Here is a 19,523-nt window from a genome sequence, read left to right as displayed (position 1 = left end):
CATCGTTCAGCCAGTCTAGCCCGCGGCAGAAAGTCGGACGCTCGTGCGAACGACCTTGCCAGCCGTCCGTTTCGTGCCGTTGAGCGTCGACTGCGAGATGGGGGCATCGGCCCGGCAGCATCGAGGAAGGCCGGCCCTGGTTCCGGATGCGCAGTCTCACGTATCTCGGCAGTAAATTCGACATTCATGGCGGCGGTGTTGATCTGCGCTTCCCGCATCACAAGAACGAGTTGGCAATCCTCACCATGCCCCGCGTCCCGGAAACCCGGCCGGCATGGCGCTCAGAAATCGGGCAGAATGACCCGGCCCTGAGCGACGACGACCGCCGGCCCGCTGAGATAGGCCTGCTCCGGGCTGATCTCGGCACGCAGAGGCCCGCCCGGCACGGTGACCGTCACCACTCCGGCCGGCTTTCCCTGGTTGCGCAGATGGCTCACCGCCGAGGCAATCACGCCGGTGCCGCACGACTGGGTCTCGCCCACGCCGCGTTCAAATACTCTCATCGCGACCTGGTCATCGGCGGCGGGCACGATGAATTCGATGTTTACCCCGCTTGGGTAAACCGCCGGGTCGAACGTGGGTGCGGTCAGGAGATCCAGGGCGCCCAGCTCGGCCCGATCGTCCAGGTGTACGACGGCGTGCGGATTGCCGACCTGCACGATGTCGGCCCGGTAACGCCTGTCTGCCGACTCGATCCAGGTCTGCTCGGCAGAGATGGTGGCGGTCCCCATGCTGACCTTGATCCGCCTGTCCGGGTAGGGCCAAGCCTCCCTGAGGCCGGCTCTGGTCGCGATCCGAATGGCATCGGTACCCAGCAGGCCCTCATCGAGCAGATACCGGACGAATAGCCGTAGCCCGTTGCCGCACATTTCTGCGACCGAACCGTCGGCGTTGCGGTAATCCATGAACCACAAGCCGGGATCGCCCTGCCATTCGGGGATGTGCTCGGCGCGCACCGCACGTAGCACGCCGTCGGCTCCGATGCCGCCTCGGCGGTCGCACAACCAACGCACTGTCCGGTCGTCGACCGGCATCATGTTCTCGCGATCGACGAGAATCACGAAGTCATTGCGTGTTGCATGACCCTTGGCGAAACTCAACGTCTGCATTAACACAGTGTGTCACCGCCCGGCGGCAAAACCGAGTTCATCCACGATCGTCTCAGCGAGCCCTGACCCCAGGGCGTCAAGCCAGCTGATTCTTGGATCGCGGGTGAACCAGCCGAGTTGCTTGCGCGCAAATCTCTTGGTGCCGGCGATGGTCTGTTCGCGGGCCTGGTCCTCGGTGATCTCACCGTCGAGATAGTCCAGCACCTGCTGATACCCCAGTCCCCTGGACGCCGTGACCCCGCTGCGCAGCCCCTGGGCCACCAGTCGCCTCACCTCGTCGACCAGGCCGGCCGCCCACATCTGGTCGACCCTCGCGGCGATGCGCGCGTCCATCTCGGATCGTTCGATCCGGAGCCCGAACTGGCGCACATCATCCAGCGCGTAGCTCGGCTCGGGCAGACGCGGCCGGAAGTCTCCGGTGAGTTCGATTACCTCCAGGGCACGCACGATACGGCGTCCGTTGCCGGGCAGGATGCTGGCGGCGGCCTCGGGCTGGCGCTCGGCCAGGATCCGGTGCAGAGCAGGTGCGCCGATCCGGTCGAGTTCGGCCTGCCACTTGGCGCGGATGGCCGGGTCGGTGCCCGGGAAATCGAAGTTGTCGACGATCGCCCTGATGTACAGGCTGCTTCCGCCGACCAGAATCGGGACGATGTCGCGGGCCCGCAACTCGCTGATCGCCTGGCGCGCCATGAGTTGAAACTCGGCGACCGAGGCGCTCTTCGTCACATCCATGATGTCGACGAGATGATGGCGGACCCGTGCGAGCTCGTCCGGGGTCGGCTTGGCGGTGCCGATGTTCATGCCGCGGTAGACCAGCATCGAATCGGCGTTCACTATTTCCGCCGGTTGCCCACGCGCCGCCAACAGTTCGGCGAGCCTGATCGCCAGGGACGATTTGCCGCTCGCGGTTGGCCCGATCAGCACGACCAGGGGAAGCCCGGTCATCCCGTCATCACCGGATGCCCGCAACGGTCGGCAGCCCGAGCCCCACTCCGGCCGGACGCGGGGTCTGCGCCGCCTGCCAGGCATCTCCCCCACGGGTCCGGCGCAGGTTGCGGATCGGCGCGTCGGCGACCAGGTGATGGGGTGCTGCATGGGTGATCTCGACCTCGGCGATGTCGCCCGGACGAGGCCTGAACGCGGGATCGTCCGGCATCGCAACGTGCACGAGCCTATTGTCCCGGGACCGTCCGCTCACTCGAGAAGTGCGCTCATCCTTGCGTCCCTCACCTGCGGCGAAGAGCACCTCGGCGGTGCTGCCGACCAGAGCCTTGTTCTCCTCCCAGGAGATCTGCTCGATCTCGGCGACCAGCCGCTCGTAGCGTTCCTGCACCACGTCGGCCGGCACCTGATCGGGCATGGTGGCGGCCGGGGTGCCGGGGCGGATCGAGTACTGGAAGGTGAACGCGGCGCTGAACCGGGCACGCCGCACGACCTCAAGCGTCTGCTCGAAATCCTCCTCGGTTTCGCCCGGGAAGCCCACGATGATGTCGGTGGTGATGGCGGCGTGCGGCATCGCGGAGCGAACATCGTCCAAGATGCGCAAGAAGCGGTCTTTGCGGTAGCTGCGCCGCATGGCTTTGAGCACCCGGTCGGAGCCGGACTGCAAGGGCATGTGCAGGCTCGGCATCACATTGTGGGTGGTGGCCATCGCTTCGATGACATCATTGGTGAACGACGCCGGATGCGGGCTGGTGAATCGGACGCGCTCCAGACCGTCGACCTCGCCGACGGAGCGCAGCAGCTGGGCGAACGCCGACCGGTCGCCGAACTCCACCCCGTAGGTGTTCACGTTCTGGCCGAGCAGGGTGATCTCCTGCACGCCTTCGGATACCAGCATTTCGATTTCCCGCAGGATCTCCCCAGGCCTGCGATCGGTCTCCTTGCCGCGCAGGCTCGGCACGATGCAGAACGTGCAGGTGTTGTTGCAGCCCACACTGATCGACACCCAGGCCGCGTAAGCGGAGTCGCGATGGGTCGGCAGGTTCGACGGGAAGGTCTGCAACGCCTCCTTGATCTCGACCTGCGCCTCGTCGGTGATCCGGGCACGCTCCAGCAAGACCGGCAACGAGCCCAGGTTGTTCGTCCCGAAGACCACGTCGACCCATGGCGCCTTGGTGGTGATCAGATCGCGGTCTTTTTGGGCCATGCAGCCGCCGACCGCGATCTGCATCCCGGGACGACCCCGTTTGATCTTGGCCATATGACCGAGGTTGCCGTAGAGCCGGTTGTCGGCGTTCTCCCTGACCGCACACGTGTTGAAGACCACCACATCGGCATCGGCCAGCTCACCTGAAGGCTCCGGGGCCGCCACCAGACCGGCGTGTTCGAGCAGGCCGGCGATGCGTTCGGAGTCGTGGACGTTCATCTGGCACCCGTAGGTGATGACCTGGTAGGTGCGCGGTGAGGACGATGTGAGCTGCGTAGTCATGGCGCATCTACTGTAATCGCCAATTGGCGTTCTGCCGATTTCATGCTTCGGCTCCTGAATCTCTCCCGGGCCGGCACGCAGACTCGACCTTTACACCTTCAAGCTTTCCACCTTGCCTTGTCTCTCCCAGGCCAGCACGCGGACTCGGCACATCAACCGGGCTTCTCGCTCCACTAATCAGCAATGGACCGCGTGTTTGACTCGGATGGCCACCGACGACCAATTGGTCAACCGGTTGATCAATTCTCGCCAATCGCCTATCCTGATTCCGGAACCGGATCAATCATTGGTGGCTTCTTCCGGATCATGCGGGCAGCACAGTGAGGTGGAGCGTTGAAGATCGGAATCGGCAGTTATGCCCTGTTCTGGGAATGGAACGAACGTGCACCCGAACCATTGGACATTCCCCAGATGCTGGACCGGGCCGCGCAGCTGGGCTGCGAGGTGTTCCAGATCTGCGACGATCCCCGAGTGCCGTATCTGAGCGCTGCAGAGCTCACCGCGATCAAAACCCAGGCCTCCAGCCTCGGTCTTGATCTGGAGCTGGGCACGCGCGGGACGAATCCGGCGCATCTTCGCGAGTTTGTCGCCAAGGCGCGATTGCTGGGCGCACGCACGTTGCGTTCGATGGTGCAACGCGTCGAGGTCGATGAGCGCGGGCTGGATGGTGTCGCCGGTGATCTCTCGGCGCTGATACCCGATCTTGATGGCGCCGACATCACACTCGCATTGGAAACCTATGAACAGGTCAGCACCGGTGAGCTCGTCGGTATCGTGTCGTCGGTGGACTCCCCGAGGGTCGGTATCTGTCTCGACCCGGCGAACTGTGTGTCGGCGCTCGAGAACCCGGCGGACGTCATTGAGTCGACTGCTCCGTTCGTCACCAACCTGCATGTCAAGGATTTCGCGTTCACCCGCAACGAGGGCTGGGTTGGCTTTCTCTACGCGGGAGCACGAATGGGTGCCGGTTTGCTCGACCTCGACGCCGAGCTGTCCGCGGTCTACACGGATGGGCGAGATCCGTCGGCGATCGTCGAACACTGGGTGCCCTGGCACGACACGATCGAGCAGACCATCGCCATCGAACGCGATTGGACGAACGCCTCCCTGACCGCCTTGCGCAAATGGCGCGATGATCACACCTACAAGGAGAAATAATGAACAACAAGGAGCTCAATCCACTGTTCGGCAAAAAGGTCGAACTTGATCCCGGCCTCACGATTGCCGTGGTCGGCGCCGCAGGCAAGATGGGCACCCGCGTCTCGAACAACCTCAACCTGACCGACGCGACCATCTACTACTGCGAAGCATCCGAAAAGGGCCAAGAGGCCGTGCGCGCGCTCGGGCGTGAGGTCTCCGACATCAACGATGTCGCAGATCGGTGTGATGTTGTGATCCTTGCGGTTCCCGATATCGCGCTGGGCCCGGTATCAAAGCAGGTCGTTCCGCTGATGCGTGCCGGATCGATCATGCTGACTCTTGATCCTGCCGCCGCCTACGCCGGATTGCTGACCCGCCGCGACGACGTGGCGATGGCGTGCGCGCACCCATGTCACCCGTCGGTGTTCCTGGAACGCAGCGGTGACCAGTGGAACGACACCTTCGGCGGCATCTCTGCCCCCCAGGAAGTCGTGGCCGCCTTCGAAAACGGTGACGACAAGCAGCAGGCCGTCGCCGAGCAGGTCATCAAGGCGCAGTACGCTCCGGTCATCGACGTGCACTGGGTCACCGTCAAGCAACTCGCTCAACTCGAACCCACCCTGGTCGAGACCACCGGCTGCATGATCGGACAATTCCTCAAAGATTCGATGGACTATGCCGTCAACGAGATCGGCATCCCCGAGGACGCCGTCAAAGCGATCTTCTACGGCCACATCTACATCGCCCTGACCAACGCCCTACGCGGCTCGAACCCGTTCTCCGACGCCTGCCTGCTGGCCATGGACTACGGCCGCCACGCCATCATCAACGACGATTGGAAGAAGATCTGGGACGACGCCGATCTCGACGTCGTACTGGCAAAAATGCTGCGCCTCGACAAGATCGAGCGCTGAGCTCCCGGTTTAATCCCGGCTGTCGGCGGGTTTGTTCAGAGCCTGCCGACGGCCGACCAAGCCGGCTCAGCGCAGTAGCCCTTCGGGACGGATACATCCGCAATTCGCCGCGTGATCACGGCATGCTCAAGCTCGTCTCGACCCTCGGCACGCTCATCGATTGCCGGCACCTTCACACCTGGTCTCGACTCTCGGCAAGTTCGTCGAGCGCTTGCCGCGCGGACGACCAGGCGAGTTCACCGGAATACCCCTTCCGCCCGAGCGCACCCGCAATTCGCCGCATGGCGACCGCACGGTCCAGCTCGTGCGCGCCACGCGCCTTGCGCCTGGCGAGTTCGAGCGCCGACGCGGTTTCGACGTCGTGATCGACCGATTCGACGGCATCGGCAATGACGTCGTCTTCGATGCCTTTACGGCGAAGCTCGGCGACCAAGGCTCTGCGCGACAACAGTCTGCCCGGCTGTCGTGTATCGACCCACTGCTCTGCGAAGGCGGAGTCATTGATCAGTCCGACCTCTTCGAGCCGGTTCAGTACCTGGGTGATGACAACATCTTTAGCCCCCTTGCGAGCCAGATACTGGGCGAGTTCCACCTTGCCGTAAGCTCGCCGGTCCAGGGCTTTGAGAGCCATCTCTCGCGTCACCGAATAAGCGTCGGCGTCCGCCGCCGATTGGTCTCCTTGCCCGTCCTCCGCCGGCGGTTCCTTGGCTCTCAGAAGTCGACCTCCCCCGTGACCGGATCGACACCTTCGGGCACTTCGTCATCGCTGGCCTCGCCCATGCCCATGGCATCACGAATCTTGGCGTCCAACTCATTGGCGATGTCGGGATTGGAGAGCAGGTAATTGCGGGCATTCTCCTTGCCCTGCCCGAGCTGGTCGTCGCCGTAGGTGTACCACGAGCCTGCCTTGCGGACGAGGCCCACATCGACGCCCATGTCGATCAGGCTGCCCTCTCGGGAGATTCCGTGACCGTACATGATGTCGAATTCGGCCTGCTTGAATGGCGGCGCGACCTTGTTCTTGACGACCTTCACACGGGTCCGGTTTCCGACGATCTCGTTGCCGTCCTTCAGCGATTCGATGCGGCGAATATCGAGGCGTACCGACGCATAGAATTTCAGTGCCCGCCCGCCGGTCGTGGTTTCCGGGCTGCCGAACATCACGCCGATCTTCTCGCGCAACTGATTGATGAAGATCGCGCTGGTATTGGCCCCTTGGAGGGCTCCGGTGATCTTGCGCAATGCCTGGCTCATCAGCCGCGCCTGCAGGCCGACGTGCGAGTCGCCCATCTCGCCTTCGATCTCGGCACGCGGGGTGAGCGCGGCGACAGAGTCGATGACGATCAGAGCCAATGCACCTGACCGGATCAGTGTGTCGGCGATCTCAAGGGCCTGCTCGCCGTTATCCGGCTGGCTGACCAGCAAGGCATCGGTGTCGACACCGAGCGCTGCCGCATAGGTCGGGTCCAGAGCGTGCTCGGCGTCGATGAAGGCACAGATGCCTCCTTCTGCCTGAGCGTTGGCGATGGCGTGCAGCGCTACCGTCGTCTTGCCACTGGATTCGGGACCATAGACCTCAATGACCCGGCCCCGGGGCAGCCCCCCGATGCCCAGCGCCACGTCGAGCGCGATCGACCCGGTCGGGATGACCTCGATCTGTGCGTGAGTCTGATCGCCCAGCCGCATGACCGAGCCTTTGCCGTGCTGCTTCTCGATTTGGGCGAGTGCTGCCTGGAGGGCCTTCTCGCGATCTGCAACAGCCATCTGCCTTATCCTCTCTGTACCAGGACGAACCTGGAAGTCTGGGTGGTTGACGTGTAGAGCACACTAGACCGGGCGTCCGACAATTTTTTCCGGCTTACCTCAGCTGTGGATAACTCCGCCACGTTCGTAACCTGCAACCAGGATAACCGAACGTGTGTTCGACGTAGGCATTGAATCGGCGTGTTGGTCAAAGTTTCTGTCCGAGGCCGGTCACCGCTCGCGCGCCGGCAACTCGTGGAACTCGGGAGTCTTGTGAGTCTCGGGAGACGGTCACCGCTCGCGTGCCGGCAGTTCCAACTGGCTCCAGATGGCCCGCCAGATCGTCTTGCAGGGCACACCGGCTGCGAGCGCCTCCGTCACCGTGCGTCCACCGAGGTCGGCGAGCACAACTTGCTCGGCCCACACGTGGGCATATCCGCTCCCCAACTGAGCAGTCAACCGCTGCCACAACTCGGCCTCTCGCATGGCCTCCACCGTACGGCTGCGGGCCAACTGTCCCCAACGCACGTCCAAGCTCGATCATTTTTGTCAGTGCGACCAGACACAATGGCTTTATGATCGAATCCGGCGCCGAGCAGGCCGAGCAGCTCGCGCGATTCAGTGCACCCACTCGCTCCTGGTTCACAAGCGCGTTCGAGGCGCCGACACCTGCCCAGATCGCGGCCTGGCACGCCATCAGCGCTGGCGAGCATGCTCTCGTCGTCGCCCCGACCGGCTCGGGCAAGACCCTCGCGGCGTTCCTGCACAGCCTCGACCGGCTCACCACGACGCCGGCCACCGATAAGGTGCGAGTGCTCTATATCTCGCCTTTGAAAGCACTTGCTGTCGACGTTGAGCGCAATCTTCGGGTGCCGCTACGGGGTATGCAGCAGGCCGCGCGGCGGCTCGGGCTACCGATCCCCGAGGTACGGGTCGCTGTACGTTCCGGAGACACTCCCGCGAGTCAGCGCCGTGGTCTGGTGGCCCATCCTCCCGACATTCTGATCACCACGCCGGAATCGCTGTTCTTGATGCTGTCCAGTTCAGCTGGGCAAACCCTCGATCAGGTCGAGACGGTCATCGTCGACGAAGTTCACGCCCTCGCGTCGACCAAGCGAGGTGCCCATCTGGCGCTCAGCTTGGAACGGCTGTCGTCCCCAGATCATGATCCGCAACGCATCGGGCTTTCGGCGACGGTCAACCCGGTGCAACAGGTGGCCGGGTTCCTGGCCGGCGATCGCCCGGTGAGCGTTGTCGAGCCTGCATCCGAAAAGGCCTGGCAGCTGAGTGTCGAGGTGCCGGTCGACGATATGACCGAACTGCACGCCAACGTCGGAGCGGCCGAAGGCGAGGCCGAGGGCACCGTGACCAATTCGATGTGGACCTGGATCACACCGCGAATCCTGGACCTCATCGAGCAGCATCATTCGACGATCTGCTTTGTCAACTCGCGCCGCACCGCCGAGCGGTTGACCGCCCAGCTCAACGAGTTGCACGCCATGCGCCAGGGTGAGCCCTTTGCCCGGTTCGAGCCACCGAATGAGGCCACGGCGCGGTCGGGTTCGAGCCCGGGATACGACGAATCGTGTCAGCTGCCGATCGTCGCTCGCGCCCATCACGGCTCGGTCAGCAAACAGCGCCGCCTCGAGATCGAGTCCGACCTCAAATCGGGGCGGCTGCCGTGCGTGGTGGCGACCTCGTCATTGGAGCTCGGCATCGATATGGGAGCTGTCGACCTGGTGATTCAGGCCCAGTCTCCGGGGTCGGTGGCGAGCGCCTTACAGCGCGTCGGGCGGGCCGGTCATGGCGTGGGGGCCGTCAGCCACGGAATATTCTTTCCCACCTCACGCGGTGACCTGCTGGAGTGTGCCGTCGTCGTCGATCGCATGAAGCGGGGGCTGATCGAACCTTTGCCACGGCTACGCAACCCGCTGGATGTGTTGGCCCAGCATCTGGTCTCGATCTGCTTGGTCTCTCCGCATACATCCGACGCCCTGTTCGGCCTGGCACGCCGAGCTGACCCGTTCCGGGAGCTTCCGCGTCCACTCTTCGACGCCGTCGTCGACATGTTGTGCGGACGCTACCCCAGCGAGCGGTTTGCGGAGTTGCGGCCCAGGCTGGCGCTGAATGCGTCCACCCGAGAGCTGATCGCCAGGCCGGGCGCCCGGCAATTGGTGACGACCAGCGGAGGAACCATCCCCGACCGGGGAAACTATCCGATCTACCTCGCGGGAAGCACCGACGAAGCCGGTGGCCGAGCCAATGCCGGACGCCGCGTGGGCGAGCTCGATGAGGAGATGGTCTACGAGTCGAGAGTGGGCGATGTCTTCACTCTCGGAACAACCAGTTGGCGCATCGAGGAGATCACGGTCAACCACATAGTGGTGAGCCCGGCCCCGGGCATGCCCGGACGCTTGCCTTTCTGGCATGGTGATTCGGCCGCCCGGCCGCTTGGCCTGGGTGTTGCGATGGGCGAGCTGGCGAACAGGCTCGCCACCGATCCCGGCGACTGCGCCGAGCTGCTCCCACACCGCGCAGGCCTGGATGGGTCGGCCACCACGAATTTGGTGCAGTACGTCCGGGATGAGTTGGCGGCGACCGGCGTCGTCCCCGATGATCACACCATTGTCGTGGAGCGGTTCCGCGACGAGTTGGGCGACTGGCGGGTCTGCGTGTTGAGCAACCTCGGCAACGCGATACTCGCGCCGCTGTCGATGCTGCTGCGTAACCATCTCCGGGAGCGTTACGGGGCCGAGCCCCAGATCATGTGTACCAATGACGGCATCGTGGCACGAGTACCCGATTCCGATGCCGCTCCACCGGGTGCGGAGCTTCTGACGGCTCTCGAGCTGACCAGGGTGCAGCAGATCGTTGAACAGGAGGTTGGCGCCTCCGCCCTTTTCAGCGCACGGTTCAGAGAATGCGCGGCACGCGCTCTGCTGCTTCCCAGACGCAACCCCGGCAAGCGTTCTCCGCTTTGGCAGCAACGCCAACGCGCCGCGCAACTGCTGCAGGTCGCGCGCGAGTACCCCGACTTTCCGATCACTCTTGAGGCGATGCGGGAATGCCTCAACGATGTCTTCGACATGCCCGGTTTGATGAGTGTGCTCGACGCCATCGCCGCACGCCGGACGCGGGTTGTGGGCGTCGAGACCGATCAGGCCTCTCCCTTCGCCCAGCAACTGCTCTTCGGTCTGACCGGCACCTTCATCTATGACGGCGACCGTCCGGTGCCCGAACGAAGGTTGGCGGCGCTGAGCCTCGATCCGACGATGCTGGATGAATTGCTCGGTTCGGATTCCGGTGGGGAGCTGTTCGATCCGGCGATCGCCGATCAACTCGAGGCCGAATTGCAGCGGCGCGCGCCCGGCTGGCAGGCAGATGATGCCGAGCAGTTGTGGGATCTGCTGCGCAGAATCGGGCCCTTGACCACCGAGGAGGTTGTCGCTCGTTGTTCACCGGGTTCTGCCGCGCCAGAGTGGCTCGACCAGCTTGAGGCCGAGGGGCGAACGGCCCATGTGCGTTTTGCCGATCGCCGAATGTGGCTGGTCAGTGACGATCTGCGCTGGCTAGGCAGTCGTGAACACGAGACCATTGAGCTTTCCGCGACCGGCCTCGAACGTCTCGCCGGGCGCTGGGCCCGCCATCACATCGTGACGCACCCCACAGATCTTGCCGACCGTTTTGGGCTCGGAGCCCAGCAAGCAGATCTTGCCTATGCCGCGCTGTTACGATCCGACGAGATCGCAACGGTGAAATCTGGCGACCCGGGCGCCGTGCCCGGCTACGTTCACCAGCAGGTGCGCGAAACCCTGAAACGCCGGACGCTGGCACAGCTGCGGCGCGGCGTCCAACCCGTGAGCCAGCAGACCTTCGCGCACTTTCTCACGAGCTGGCACGAGCTGGAGACGCCGGCCTCGGGCGTAGAGGCTCTGAGCGCTGCTATCGATCAGCTGGCGGGGGTTCCGGTTCCCGCGTCGATGCTGGAATCGGTCGTGTTGCCCGCCCGAGTCGCCGATTACCGGCCCGAGATACTCGACCGATTGCTGACAGATGGCACCGTCAGGTGGAGCGGATCAGGGCAGATTTCAGAACAGGACGGCTGGGTACAGTTGTGGCCGGGCGATGTCGGGCTGCCGGCGAGCGATGAACCGCTCAGTTCCGGGGCCGCCGCATTGCTGGGACGCCTGAGCAGCGGTGGCGCCTGGCGTGCTGCAGATCTGGCCGACGACCAGCTCACCGAAGCCGAGGCCGAGCGTCTGCTCTGGGAACTGGCCTGGGCCGGACGTATCGGTACCGATTCTTTCGCCGCCGTGCGGCAATGGTGTGGGCAGAAGACCGCGCGTCGGGTTCGCACGCCCCATCCCCGCAGGCGCATGCTGGTCCGCACGATTGTTGTTCCCACTCGTCCGGCGTCGGGGACGCGCTGGGCCGCGCTGCCACGCGGTGACCTCAGCACGCCCGATCAGCTCGTCCAAGATGTCGGGCTCCTACTCGGACGCCACGGCGTGCTAACCAAACCCGCGGCAGTCACCGAGACCCTGGTGCCCAGTTTCGCCCAGGCCTATCAGGTGTTATCGGCCCTCGAAGAGCGCGGCACGATTCGCCGGGGCTACTTCATCGACGGGTTGGGCGGCGCACAATTCGCGCTACCCGGTGCGGTCGACCGGCTGCGCGAGCTTCGGCCGGCTGATGATGCCGGCAAGAATGGGGTGCCGAATGCCGACCCGGCCCGCATGATCCTCTTGGCATCTTGTGATCCAGCGAACCCTTATGGTGCCGCGCTGGCGTGGCCGCATTTGGAGGGTCACCGCCCGAATCGCGGCGCCGGTTCCCTGGTGTTGCTGTCTTCGGGAGACCTGATCGCCTACCTGGAGCGCGGCGCCCACACCCTGATGGTCGCCAAGGACCCTGACGATCCGCTGGTCGATGAGGCCTTTCACTTGCTCGCGGTTACCGTCGATGCCGGCAGAATCGACGACATTACCATCGAACGACTCAATGGCAGATCCGCATTGGAAGTCCACGGCTTTCGTCCGGCTCTCACCCGTGCCGGCTTTGCGATGGTTCCTCAGGGGTTCCGGAAGAGGCGTAAGGGACCTAAGGTCTGAAAGCCCAAAAGAGGGACGACACCGCGTCCCCTTGGACAACGGTGCCGCCCCTCACGTCTATCGAGGAACCAGCTTGGTCAAGAACTCAGGCGGCCAACGCAGCCTGGCGCGAATCGGCCTGGCTGAAGCGCTCGGCCACCGAACCATAGATCTGCGAAAGCGGAACTCCCAGGGCCTCGCTAATGGATTGCAGCAATTCGCTCGAGGCTTCCTTTTGCCCGCGTTCGACCTCGGACAGGTATCCCAAGCTCACCCGCGCAGCAAGAGAGACCTCGCGCAACGTGCGTCCCTGACGCATGCGTTCCGAGCGAAGTACTTCACCAAGCAGTTCACGAGCTAATACAGCCATCGCGTAGCCTCCCCATACAGGCGCCCGTACGGGCGCAGACGAACACTTAACGCGGGGCACCCACCCGTTTATTCCGTCAAGAATTCAACTATCTTCGCGAGTTCCCAGCTCAGCTGTGCGCGGGCTCCCGCAGGCACTCGTTCAGCCACGACAATGCGTTCTCGATGGTCTGCTCGCGCACCTCCGCCCGGCTACCGGTCAGCCGCAGGAGCCGGGAGCGGACTCTGTCGTCCCATTTCGCAGACAACGCCAGCCCCAGCCAGACCGTGCCGGGATTCTCGCCATCCTCACCGTCCGGGCCGGCCACTCCGGTGCAGGACAGGCCGATGTCGGCGCGGCAATTCCAGGCCGCACCGATGGCCATTTCCTTGGCGGTGCGCTCGTTGATGACACCGTGCTCGGCGATAAAGCCCGCGTCCACCCCTGCCAGGCTCGACTTCAGATCGGACGCGTAGGTAATGAGCCCACCACGAAAAACCGCGGATGCGCCTGCCACCGAGGTAAGGGCAACCCCGATACCCCCGCCGGTCAACGATTCGCAGGTCGCGATCGTGCAGCGGCGGTTCAACAGCAGTTGGATGGTTCGGGCCGCGGTAGAGGGAGTCTGGTTCATGCCAGATGCTCGCCGTCATCCGGCAACTCTTCCGGAGCGTCGGGCAACTCGACCTCGTCGGCGACGCCCTTGGTGATGTCGACCGGGCCGCCAGCGGCCAGCGAAGCCTTGCGCAGCTTGTTCGCCTCGAAGAGGTAGTCGATTCCGGTGACCACGGTCAGCACGAAGGCGATCCACATCAGGGCCCACTTGATGACGTCGAACCAGAACCCGAGTTCCGGCAGCCACAGCAGGAAGGCGATCAACGCGAATGACTGGACCAGGGTCTTGAGCTTGCCGCCGCGGTTGGCGGCCATCACGCCGTATTTCAGAATCGCGAAACGCAGTGCGGTGATGCCCCACTCGCGCAACAAGATGATGATGGTCATCCACCAGGGCAGCTCACCTGCGATCGACAAGACCACGAAGGCCATGCCGGTCAGCGCCTTGTCGGCGATCGAATCCCAGATCTTGCCGAAATTGGTGACCAGATCGTATTTGCGGGCTATGTACCCATCGAGGCTGTCGGTGAGGATCGCGACCACGAAGATCGCCGTGGCCCACAGCCTGATTGGCTGGTCGTGCGCGTTGAGCAGGAAGACGACGACGAAGACCGGCACCAGCACCATGCGCAGAATCGTCAGCGCATTCGGCACGTTCCAGGTGAATCCCAGTAGTTTTTCGGGCTTGTCACCGCTGGCCTGGCTCATGCCTACTCCTCACCCGGCCCTGCATCGGGCCGCCGTCTCACTCTACTGGACGATCTGCGCCGTCAGGTCCACGCCGACGCTGTCTGTCACCACAGCGTCCACGAAATCGCCGACCTTGACCTGGTTCGTATCGGTGCCGATCAGCGTCGTGATGCCGTCGACTTCGGGCCCCTGGTGCGCTGCCCTGCCGATGGGCTGGCCGTCGTCGAATTCCTCGATCAGGATGCGCACGCGCTCGCCGATCCGGTCGGCGGCGCGCTGATTGCAGACCTCGTCGATCAGGCCGGCGATCAGCTCATGACGCTGATCAATGGTGTCTTCGTCGACCTGACCAGGCAGCGTCGCACCTTCGGTGCCCTCCTCCGGCGAATACGAGAAAACACCGGCCACGTCGAGCCTGGCCTGGCTGATGAAGTCGGCCAGCACCTCAACCTCCTCGTCGGTCTCGCCTGGGAATCCGACAATGAAATTGCTGCGGATTCCGGCCCTCGGTGCGAGGGTGCGCACGTTGTCGATAAGTGCGAGAAACTGCTCGGCGTCTCCGAAACGGCGCATTGCCCGCAGCAGCGGACCCGATGCGTGCTGAAACGACAAATCGAAGTAGGGCACTACATTCGGCAGTGAGGCGATCGCGGTCAGCATATCGGGGGTGATCTCGGCGGGTTGCAGGTAGCTGACTCTGATCCACTCCAGCCCGTCGACCACCGAGAGTTCGGTCAACAGGTTCGACAAGGCGCGAGGTGTGCCGAGATCCTTGCCGTAGGACGACGAGTTCTCGCTGACCAGCATCACTTCTTTGACGCCTTGGCCCGCGAGCCAATTGGCCTCGGCGACGATCTCGGAAGCCGGACGCGACAAGTAGGCGCCGCGAAACGATGGGATCGCGCAGAACGCGCACCTGCGGTCGCAGCCCGAGGCGATCTTTAACGGTGCGAACGGGCCACCATGCAGCCGCTTGCGCAAGACAGGCGGGCCGGAAGCCGGACGACGATCCGACGCCCGCAGCAGGTCGTCGTCCACGATCTCACCGTGCCCCGGCACCGCCAGCGGCGCCCGGGCATCGTGCACGGCCTGCTGGCGGGCGACCGGCATCAACGGCAGGAGCGTCCTGCGGTCTTTGGGCTGATGCGAGTCGACATGCCCGCCGGCCAGAATGGTGCGCAGTTTGGCGGCGATCTGCGGGTAGGAGTCGAAGCCCAGCACGGCATCCGCCTCGGGCAGCGCATCGGCCAACTCGGTGCCGTAGCGCTCGGCCATGCAGCCGACTGCGACCACGGCCTGCGCCTTGCCGGTCTGCTTCTGATCGGCGGCGGCAAGCACGGTGTCGATCGAATCCTTCTTGGCCTGTTCGATGAAGCCGCAGGTGTTCACCATGATGACCTCGGCCTGGTCAGGCTCATCGACCAACCGGAATCCTTCTGCGTCCAATCGGGCGGCGAGTTCCTCGGAGTCAACGTCGTTGCGTGAGCAACCGAGGCTCACCAAATGGACAGCAGTTGTCATGATCCGTTGGCCAAGTTGGCCAGCACCTCATCCAAATCGTCGGGCTTGACGAGAACCTCGCGTGGCTTGCTGCCCTCGGACGGGCCGACCACTCCGCGATTCTCCAGGATGTCCATGATACGTCCGGCCTTCGCGAAGCCGACCCTGAGCTTTCGCTGCAGCATCGAGGTGGAGCCCAACTGAAGCTCGATGATGTGCCGTGCGGCGTCCAAAACCAGTTCCAGATCGTCGCCGATATCCTCGGCGACCTTGGGCGCGGATTCGGCGGGCGCCTGCACGTCGTCGCGGTATTGCGGAGTCAGCTGATCCTTCACATAGTCGGCGACCTCGCGGATCTCGGATTCGCTGACCCACGAGCCCTGCACGCGCATCGGTTTGGACGCGCCCATCGGCAGGAACAATCCGTCGCCTTGCCCGACCAACTTCTCGGCACCGGGCTGGTCGAGGATGACCCGGGAGTCGGTCATCGAGCTGGTGGCGAAGGCGAGCCGGCTGGGCACGTTCGCCTTGATCAGGCCGGTGACCACGTCGATCGAGGGACGCTGGGTCGCCAGCACCAGGTGAATACCGGCGGCGCGTGCCAGCTGTGTGATGCGGACGATCGAGTCCTCCACGTCGCGGGGCGCCACCATCATCAGGTCGGCCAGCTCGTCGACCACCACCAGCAGGTAGGGGTAGGGCGCGAGCACCCGCTCGCTGCCGGGCGGCAGCTGCACCTGCCCGGCGCGCACCGCCTTGTTGAAGTCGTCAATGTGGCGGAATCCGAAGGCGGCCAGGTCGTCGTAGCGCTGGTCCATCTCGCGCACCACCCATTGCAGTGCGTCCGCGGCCTTCTTCGGGCTGGTGATGATCGGCGTGACAAGGTGGGGAATGCCCTCGTACTGGTTCAGTTCGACCCGCTTCGGGTCGACCAGCATCATCCGCACCTCGTCGGGGGTGGCTCGGATCATCACCGAGGTGATCAGCGAGTTCACGAAGCTCGACTTGCCCGAACCGGTGGCGCCGGCGACCAGCAGGTGCGGCATCTTGGCGACGTTCGCGATAACGTAGCCGCCCTCGACGTCCTTGCCCAGCCCGACCACCAGCGGATGGTGGTCGTTGCGGGCCTTCTGGCTGCTCAGCACGTCGCCGAGCGAGACGATTTCCTTGTCGCGGTTCGGGATCTCGATGCCGATGGCCGAGCGTCCGGGAATCGGGCTGAGGATGCGCACGTCTGCCGAGCCGACTGCATAGGCGATGTTCTTGGATAGCCCGGTGACCTTCTCGACCTTGACGCCGTTGCCGACCTCGACCTGATAGCGGGTCACGGTCGGGCCCCGGGTGTATCCGGTGACGCGGGCGTCGATGTCGAATTCGGCGAAGACGTCGGATAGCCTGCCGACGATCGCATCGGAGGCCTCGGTGCGTGCCTTCGGAATCGTGCCGGCCTTCAGCATGCTCGGGTCGGGCAGGGTGTAGACGATGTCGCCGGACAAGGCGAGTTGTTCGGAGCGTTGCGGTGCGGCGGTGTGTGGCGGTGGCTCCAATTCGGTGGACGCCGGAGCAGGCTCGCCGGGCGCCAGACCTGCGGTGACCTTGTCCTTCTTCTTCGCCGTGCCCGGCAGTGGGTGCTGCTCGGGTGCGGCGAACTCGCCGGTCTCCTGGTGAGCCAGAGCCTCTTCGGCGCTGCCAGGTTCGATGGCGGCCGGCTCGTCTACGCGGGTGGACGCCGCTCGACGCAGTTTGGCCGAGGGTTCGCGATCCAGCTTGGTCGAGGGTTCGCGGTCACCGACGATGGGCGTGTCGTAGGCTTCGTCGACTCCGTAGTGCAGTTTCTCGGCGGCCGCTTCACGGCCCTGCTCGAAACGCTCGGCGAACCAGCCCAATCCGCGCTGGGCGAGGGCCACCCACTCATACAGTGGGCGTCCGATGATGATGATCAGGCCGAACAGCCCGATCAGCGACAGCACGAAAGCGGCCAGCCACAGCGGCATCAGCTGGGTCATCATCGACGAGGCGATGTAGCCGACGACTCCCCCGAAGTTTCGCAGCAACTCCATGTCGGAGGGGGCCGGCAGCGGCTGGTGGGCCAGATTGACGACGCCCTGAACACCGAATCCCAGAATGGTCCAGCCGACCAGTTGGCGCCCGGCGGGGCCGTTGGCCTCGGGATTGCGCAGCGTCCGCAGGCTCATCAGTGCCAACAGCACGGGCAGCGCATAGGAGCTCAGGCCGATGACCGTTGAGGTTCCGGTGCGGATCCAGGACCCCAGCGGCCCGGGAATCTCGATCCAGAACGAGGCGGCGACGATGACCGCCAGGCAGAACAGTCCCAGCCCCACACCATCGCGGCGCAACGCCTGGTCGGTTTCGCGAACCTCACCGAAGCTGCGGGCGAGACTGCCCAGCCCGCGCGCGGTGCCGCGCCAAATGCCCGAGGCCATCTTGGCCACTGGATTGCGCGGGGTCGGTTGAGTCTTCGTCCGGCTCCGTGAGCTGGACGATGCTTTCTTTGAGCTTCCGGACGCGCGCGAACTCGCTCTGGCCGACCCGCTGCTGGAGCGGGACGATGTTGAACGAGACCGCGCCGGGGAAGACGCGCTGGTCGCCATGTGGGCAGATTACCGCAGACCCGTCACCGCACCCAGGATTCCCACGCCGGGAAGCACCACCAACGATCAGCCTCGCGCTCTTCATCGAGTGGTTGTCATTGTCGTCGCCAGTCGAAAAATAGGCCCAATTCCCGGCGAACCATAACCCGCTGAGACGAGATCCCGGAACTGGTGATGCAGATCGGCCAGCCGTGTTCCTCTTCCCTGGGCTGTTGTCGTTGTCGCCGTTCGCGCAAAAGATAAGCTCACTTCCCGACAACCACAACCGCCCTCGTGTCTGGGTTTAGCTGGCATCCGAGACTGATGGTGCAAATCGAGTAGTTGTGTTTCTCTTCTCTGAACACAACTACGCTTCTTACGAGCGGAAGTGTGTCCAGCCCTGGTCGCCCTCCCACTGTTTCCCGTCCACCAGGACGCAGGGCCCGGCCTCCTCGTCGAGTTCATGTACGACGCCAATCACGTCCCAGTCTTCGGGAACGTCTCCCGGTTCGAAGGTGGCAGCCATCGCGTGGTCTTCGCCGCCGCCGAGCACGAAGCCGAGCGGGTCGGCATTCAGCGCGGACGCCACGGCCTGCACCGGATCGGCGATGGTGAAGCGCGACGAGTCGAGATCGATGGTTACCGAGCTGGCCTCGGCGATGTGTCCCAGATCGGCCAGCAGGCCGTCCGAGACGTCGAGCATCGCGGTGGCTCCGGCGTCGGCGGCCTGGCGTCCGGCACCGTAGGGAACGTGCGGCATCCGCTGCGCGTCCACGGCGGCTCGGGGCGAGCGGAATCCGCGAGCCAGGGCGGCGAGCCCGGCCGCGGCCCAGCCGAGGCGTCCGCGAACCGCAACCACATTGCCCGGCTTGGCTCCCGAACGCAGCACCGGTGTGCGTCCGCCGGTCTCTCCGATCACGGTGACGGAGATCGAGATGTCGCGCGCCGCGGTCATGTCGCCGCCCACCAGCGCGACCTCGCCCAATTCGGCCTCTTCGCGCACGCCGGTCATGAACTCTCTCACCCAGGTCACCGGCAGATCGGCGGGCAGCCCCAGGCTGATCACCATGGCGATCGGGGTGCCGCCCATGGCTTCGATGTCGGCGAGGTTGACGGCGACCGATTTGTGGCCGATGTCGGCTGCGCTCGACCAATTGCGCCTGAAGTGGACGCCCTCGATGAGCATGTCGGTGGTGGTCAGGGCCGAGCCGTTGATCAGATACGCCGCACAATCGTCGCCGGGCCCCAACGAAACGGCCGGTGGCAGGGAAAGATTCCGGGTAACGAGGTTGATCAAGGGAAATTCGCCGAGTTCACCGACGGTCTGCGGCTCGGCACTGCGCGAAGTCAT

At 64.5% G+C, this 19,523-nt stretch carries 15 protein-coding genes and 1 pseudogene; 4 read left to right on the top strand and 12 right to left on the bottom strand.

The features are described 5' to 3' along the window. Positions 1–89: 89 nt before the first annotated feature. Positions 90–236 (top strand): annotated as a pseudogene (locus QQ658_RS15520) (cysteine--tRNA ligase); the annotation flags it as partial. A gap of 45 nt (positions 237–281) precedes the next feature. On the opposite strand, the gene dapF reads toward QQ658_RS15520, so the two are convergent. From dapF to miaB, 3 genes are read right to left on the bottom strand one after another with little or no spacing between them, the layout of a single operon-like run. After that, on the bottom strand, positions 282–1,109 hold the full coding sequence (gene dapF, locus QQ658_RS04655; protein WP_286026503.1) for a diaminopimelate epimerase: 828 nt from the start codon (positions 1,107–1,109) through the stop codon (positions 282–284). Positions 1,110–1,121: 12 nt separating this feature from the next. After that, positions 1,122–2,054 (bottom strand): tRNA (adenosine(37)-N6)-dimethylallyltransferase MiaA, encoded by a 933-nt coding sequence (gene miaA / locus QQ658_RS04650; protein ID WP_286026502.1) that lies wholly within the window; start codon positions 2,052–2,054, stop codon positions 1,122–1,124. A 7-nt stretch (positions 2,055–2,061) separates the two neighbouring features. Next, positions 2,062–3,540, bottom strand: a complete 1,479-nt coding sequence (miaB, locus tag QQ658_RS04645) for a tRNA (N6-isopentenyl adenosine(37)-C2)-methylthiotransferase MiaB (RefSeq protein ID WP_286026501.1) — start codon at positions 3,538–3,540, stop codon at positions 2,062–2,064. A 333-nt stretch (positions 3,541–3,873) separates the two neighbouring features. On the opposite strand from miaB, the gene QQ658_RS04640 reads away from it, so the two are divergent. Both QQ658_RS04640 and QQ658_RS04635 read left to right on the top strand, forming a co-directional pair. Next, positions 3,874–4,698: a sugar phosphate isomerase/epimerase family protein gene (locus QQ658_RS04640; protein ID WP_286026500.1), complete on the top strand. Its 825-nt coding sequence runs from the start codon at positions 3,874–3,876 to the stop codon at positions 4,696–4,698. Beyond that, positions 4,698–5,594, top strand: a complete 897-nt coding sequence (locus QQ658_RS04635; protein WP_286026499.1) for a phosphogluconate dehydrogenase C-terminal domain-containing protein — start codon at positions 4,698–4,700, stop codon at positions 5,592–5,594. The genes QQ658_RS04640 and QQ658_RS04635 overlap by 1 nt, the downstream gene beginning before the upstream one ends. Positions 5,595–5,766: 172 nt before the next feature. Here the strand turns inward: QQ658_RS04635 and QQ658_RS04630 are convergent, their stop codons facing one another. The 3 genes from QQ658_RS04630 to QQ658_RS04620 all read right to left on the bottom strand — a co-directional run bounded on the left by QQ658_RS04630 (position 5,767) and on the right by QQ658_RS04620 (position 7,823). After that, positions 5,767–6,237: a regulatory protein RecX gene (locus QQ658_RS04630; protein WP_286026498.1), complete on the bottom strand. Its 471-nt coding sequence runs from the start codon at positions 6,235–6,237 to the stop codon at positions 5,767–5,769. A 68-nt stretch (positions 6,238–6,305) separates the two neighbouring features. Beyond that, positions 6,306–7,358, bottom strand: a complete 1,053-nt coding sequence (recA, locus tag QQ658_RS04625) for a recombinase RecA (RefSeq protein WP_286026497.1) — start codon at positions 7,356–7,358, stop codon at positions 6,306–6,308. Between the two features lie 270 nt (positions 7,359–7,628). Further along, complete coding sequence (locus QQ658_RS04620) at positions 7,629–7,823, bottom strand: DUF3046 domain-containing protein (protein WP_286027028.1); 195 nt, start codon at positions 7,821–7,823, stop codon at positions 7,629–7,631. Positions 7,824–7,912: 89 nt separating this feature from the next. Between QQ658_RS04620 and QQ658_RS04615 the strand changes: the two genes are divergently transcribed. Beyond that, positions 7,913–12,448 (top strand): DEAD/DEAH box helicase, encoded by a 4,536-nt coding sequence (locus tag QQ658_RS04615; protein ID WP_286026496.1) that lies wholly within the window; start codon positions 7,913–7,915, stop codon positions 12,446–12,448. 85 nt (positions 12,449–12,533) lie between these two features. Here the strand turns inward: QQ658_RS04615 and QQ658_RS04610 are convergent, their stop codons facing one another. From QQ658_RS04610 to QQ658_RS04585, 6 genes are all read right to left on the bottom strand, one after another. Next, entirely contained in the window at positions 12,534–12,797 is a 264-nt protein-coding gene (locus tag QQ658_RS04610; protein WP_286026495.1) for a helix-turn-helix domain-containing protein, read from the bottom strand. A gap of 109 nt (positions 12,798–12,906) precedes the next feature. Next, complete coding sequence (locus QQ658_RS04605; RefSeq protein ID WP_286026494.1) at positions 12,907–13,410, bottom strand: CinA family protein; 504 nt, start codon at positions 13,408–13,410, stop codon at positions 12,907–12,909. Next, positions 13,407–14,099 carry a CDP-diacylglycerol--glycerol-3-phosphate 3-phosphatidyltransferase gene (pgsA, locus tag QQ658_RS04600; protein ID WP_286026493.1) on the bottom strand — a complete coding sequence of 231 codons (693 nt, stop codon included), beginning with the start codon at positions 14,097–14,099 and terminating at the stop codon, positions 13,407–13,409. Before pgsA ends, QQ658_RS04605 begins: the two co-directional genes overlap by 4 nt. A gap of 42 nt (positions 14,100–14,141) precedes the next feature. After that, positions 14,142–15,602 carry a 30S ribosomal protein S12 methylthiotransferase RimO gene (gene rimO, locus QQ658_RS04595; protein ID WP_286026492.1) on the bottom strand — a complete coding sequence of 487 codons (1,461 nt, stop codon included), beginning with the start codon at positions 15,600–15,602 and terminating at the stop codon, positions 14,142–14,144. Then, on the bottom strand, positions 15,599–18,193 hold the full coding sequence (locus tag QQ658_RS04590) for an FtsK/SpoIIIE family DNA translocase (RefSeq protein WP_286026491.1): 2,595 nt from the start codon (positions 18,191–18,193) through the stop codon (positions 15,599–15,601). The genes rimO and QQ658_RS04590 overlap by 4 nt, the downstream gene beginning before the upstream one ends. Before the next feature lie 355 nt (positions 18,194–18,548). Then, positions 18,549–19,523, bottom strand: a complete 975-nt coding sequence (locus QQ658_RS04585) for a thiamine-phosphate kinase (protein WP_286026490.1) — start codon at positions 19,521–19,523, stop codon at positions 18,549–18,551.

This window comes from Propionimicrobium sp. PCR01-08-3, assembly GCF_030286045.1.
Classification (GTDB): domain Bacteria; phylum Actinomycetota; class Actinomycetes; order Propionibacteriales; family Propionibacteriaceae; genus Brooklawnia.
The sequence above is the reverse complement of the archived record's forward strand: the minus strand, read 5'-3'. Positions and strand labels throughout refer to the sequence as shown.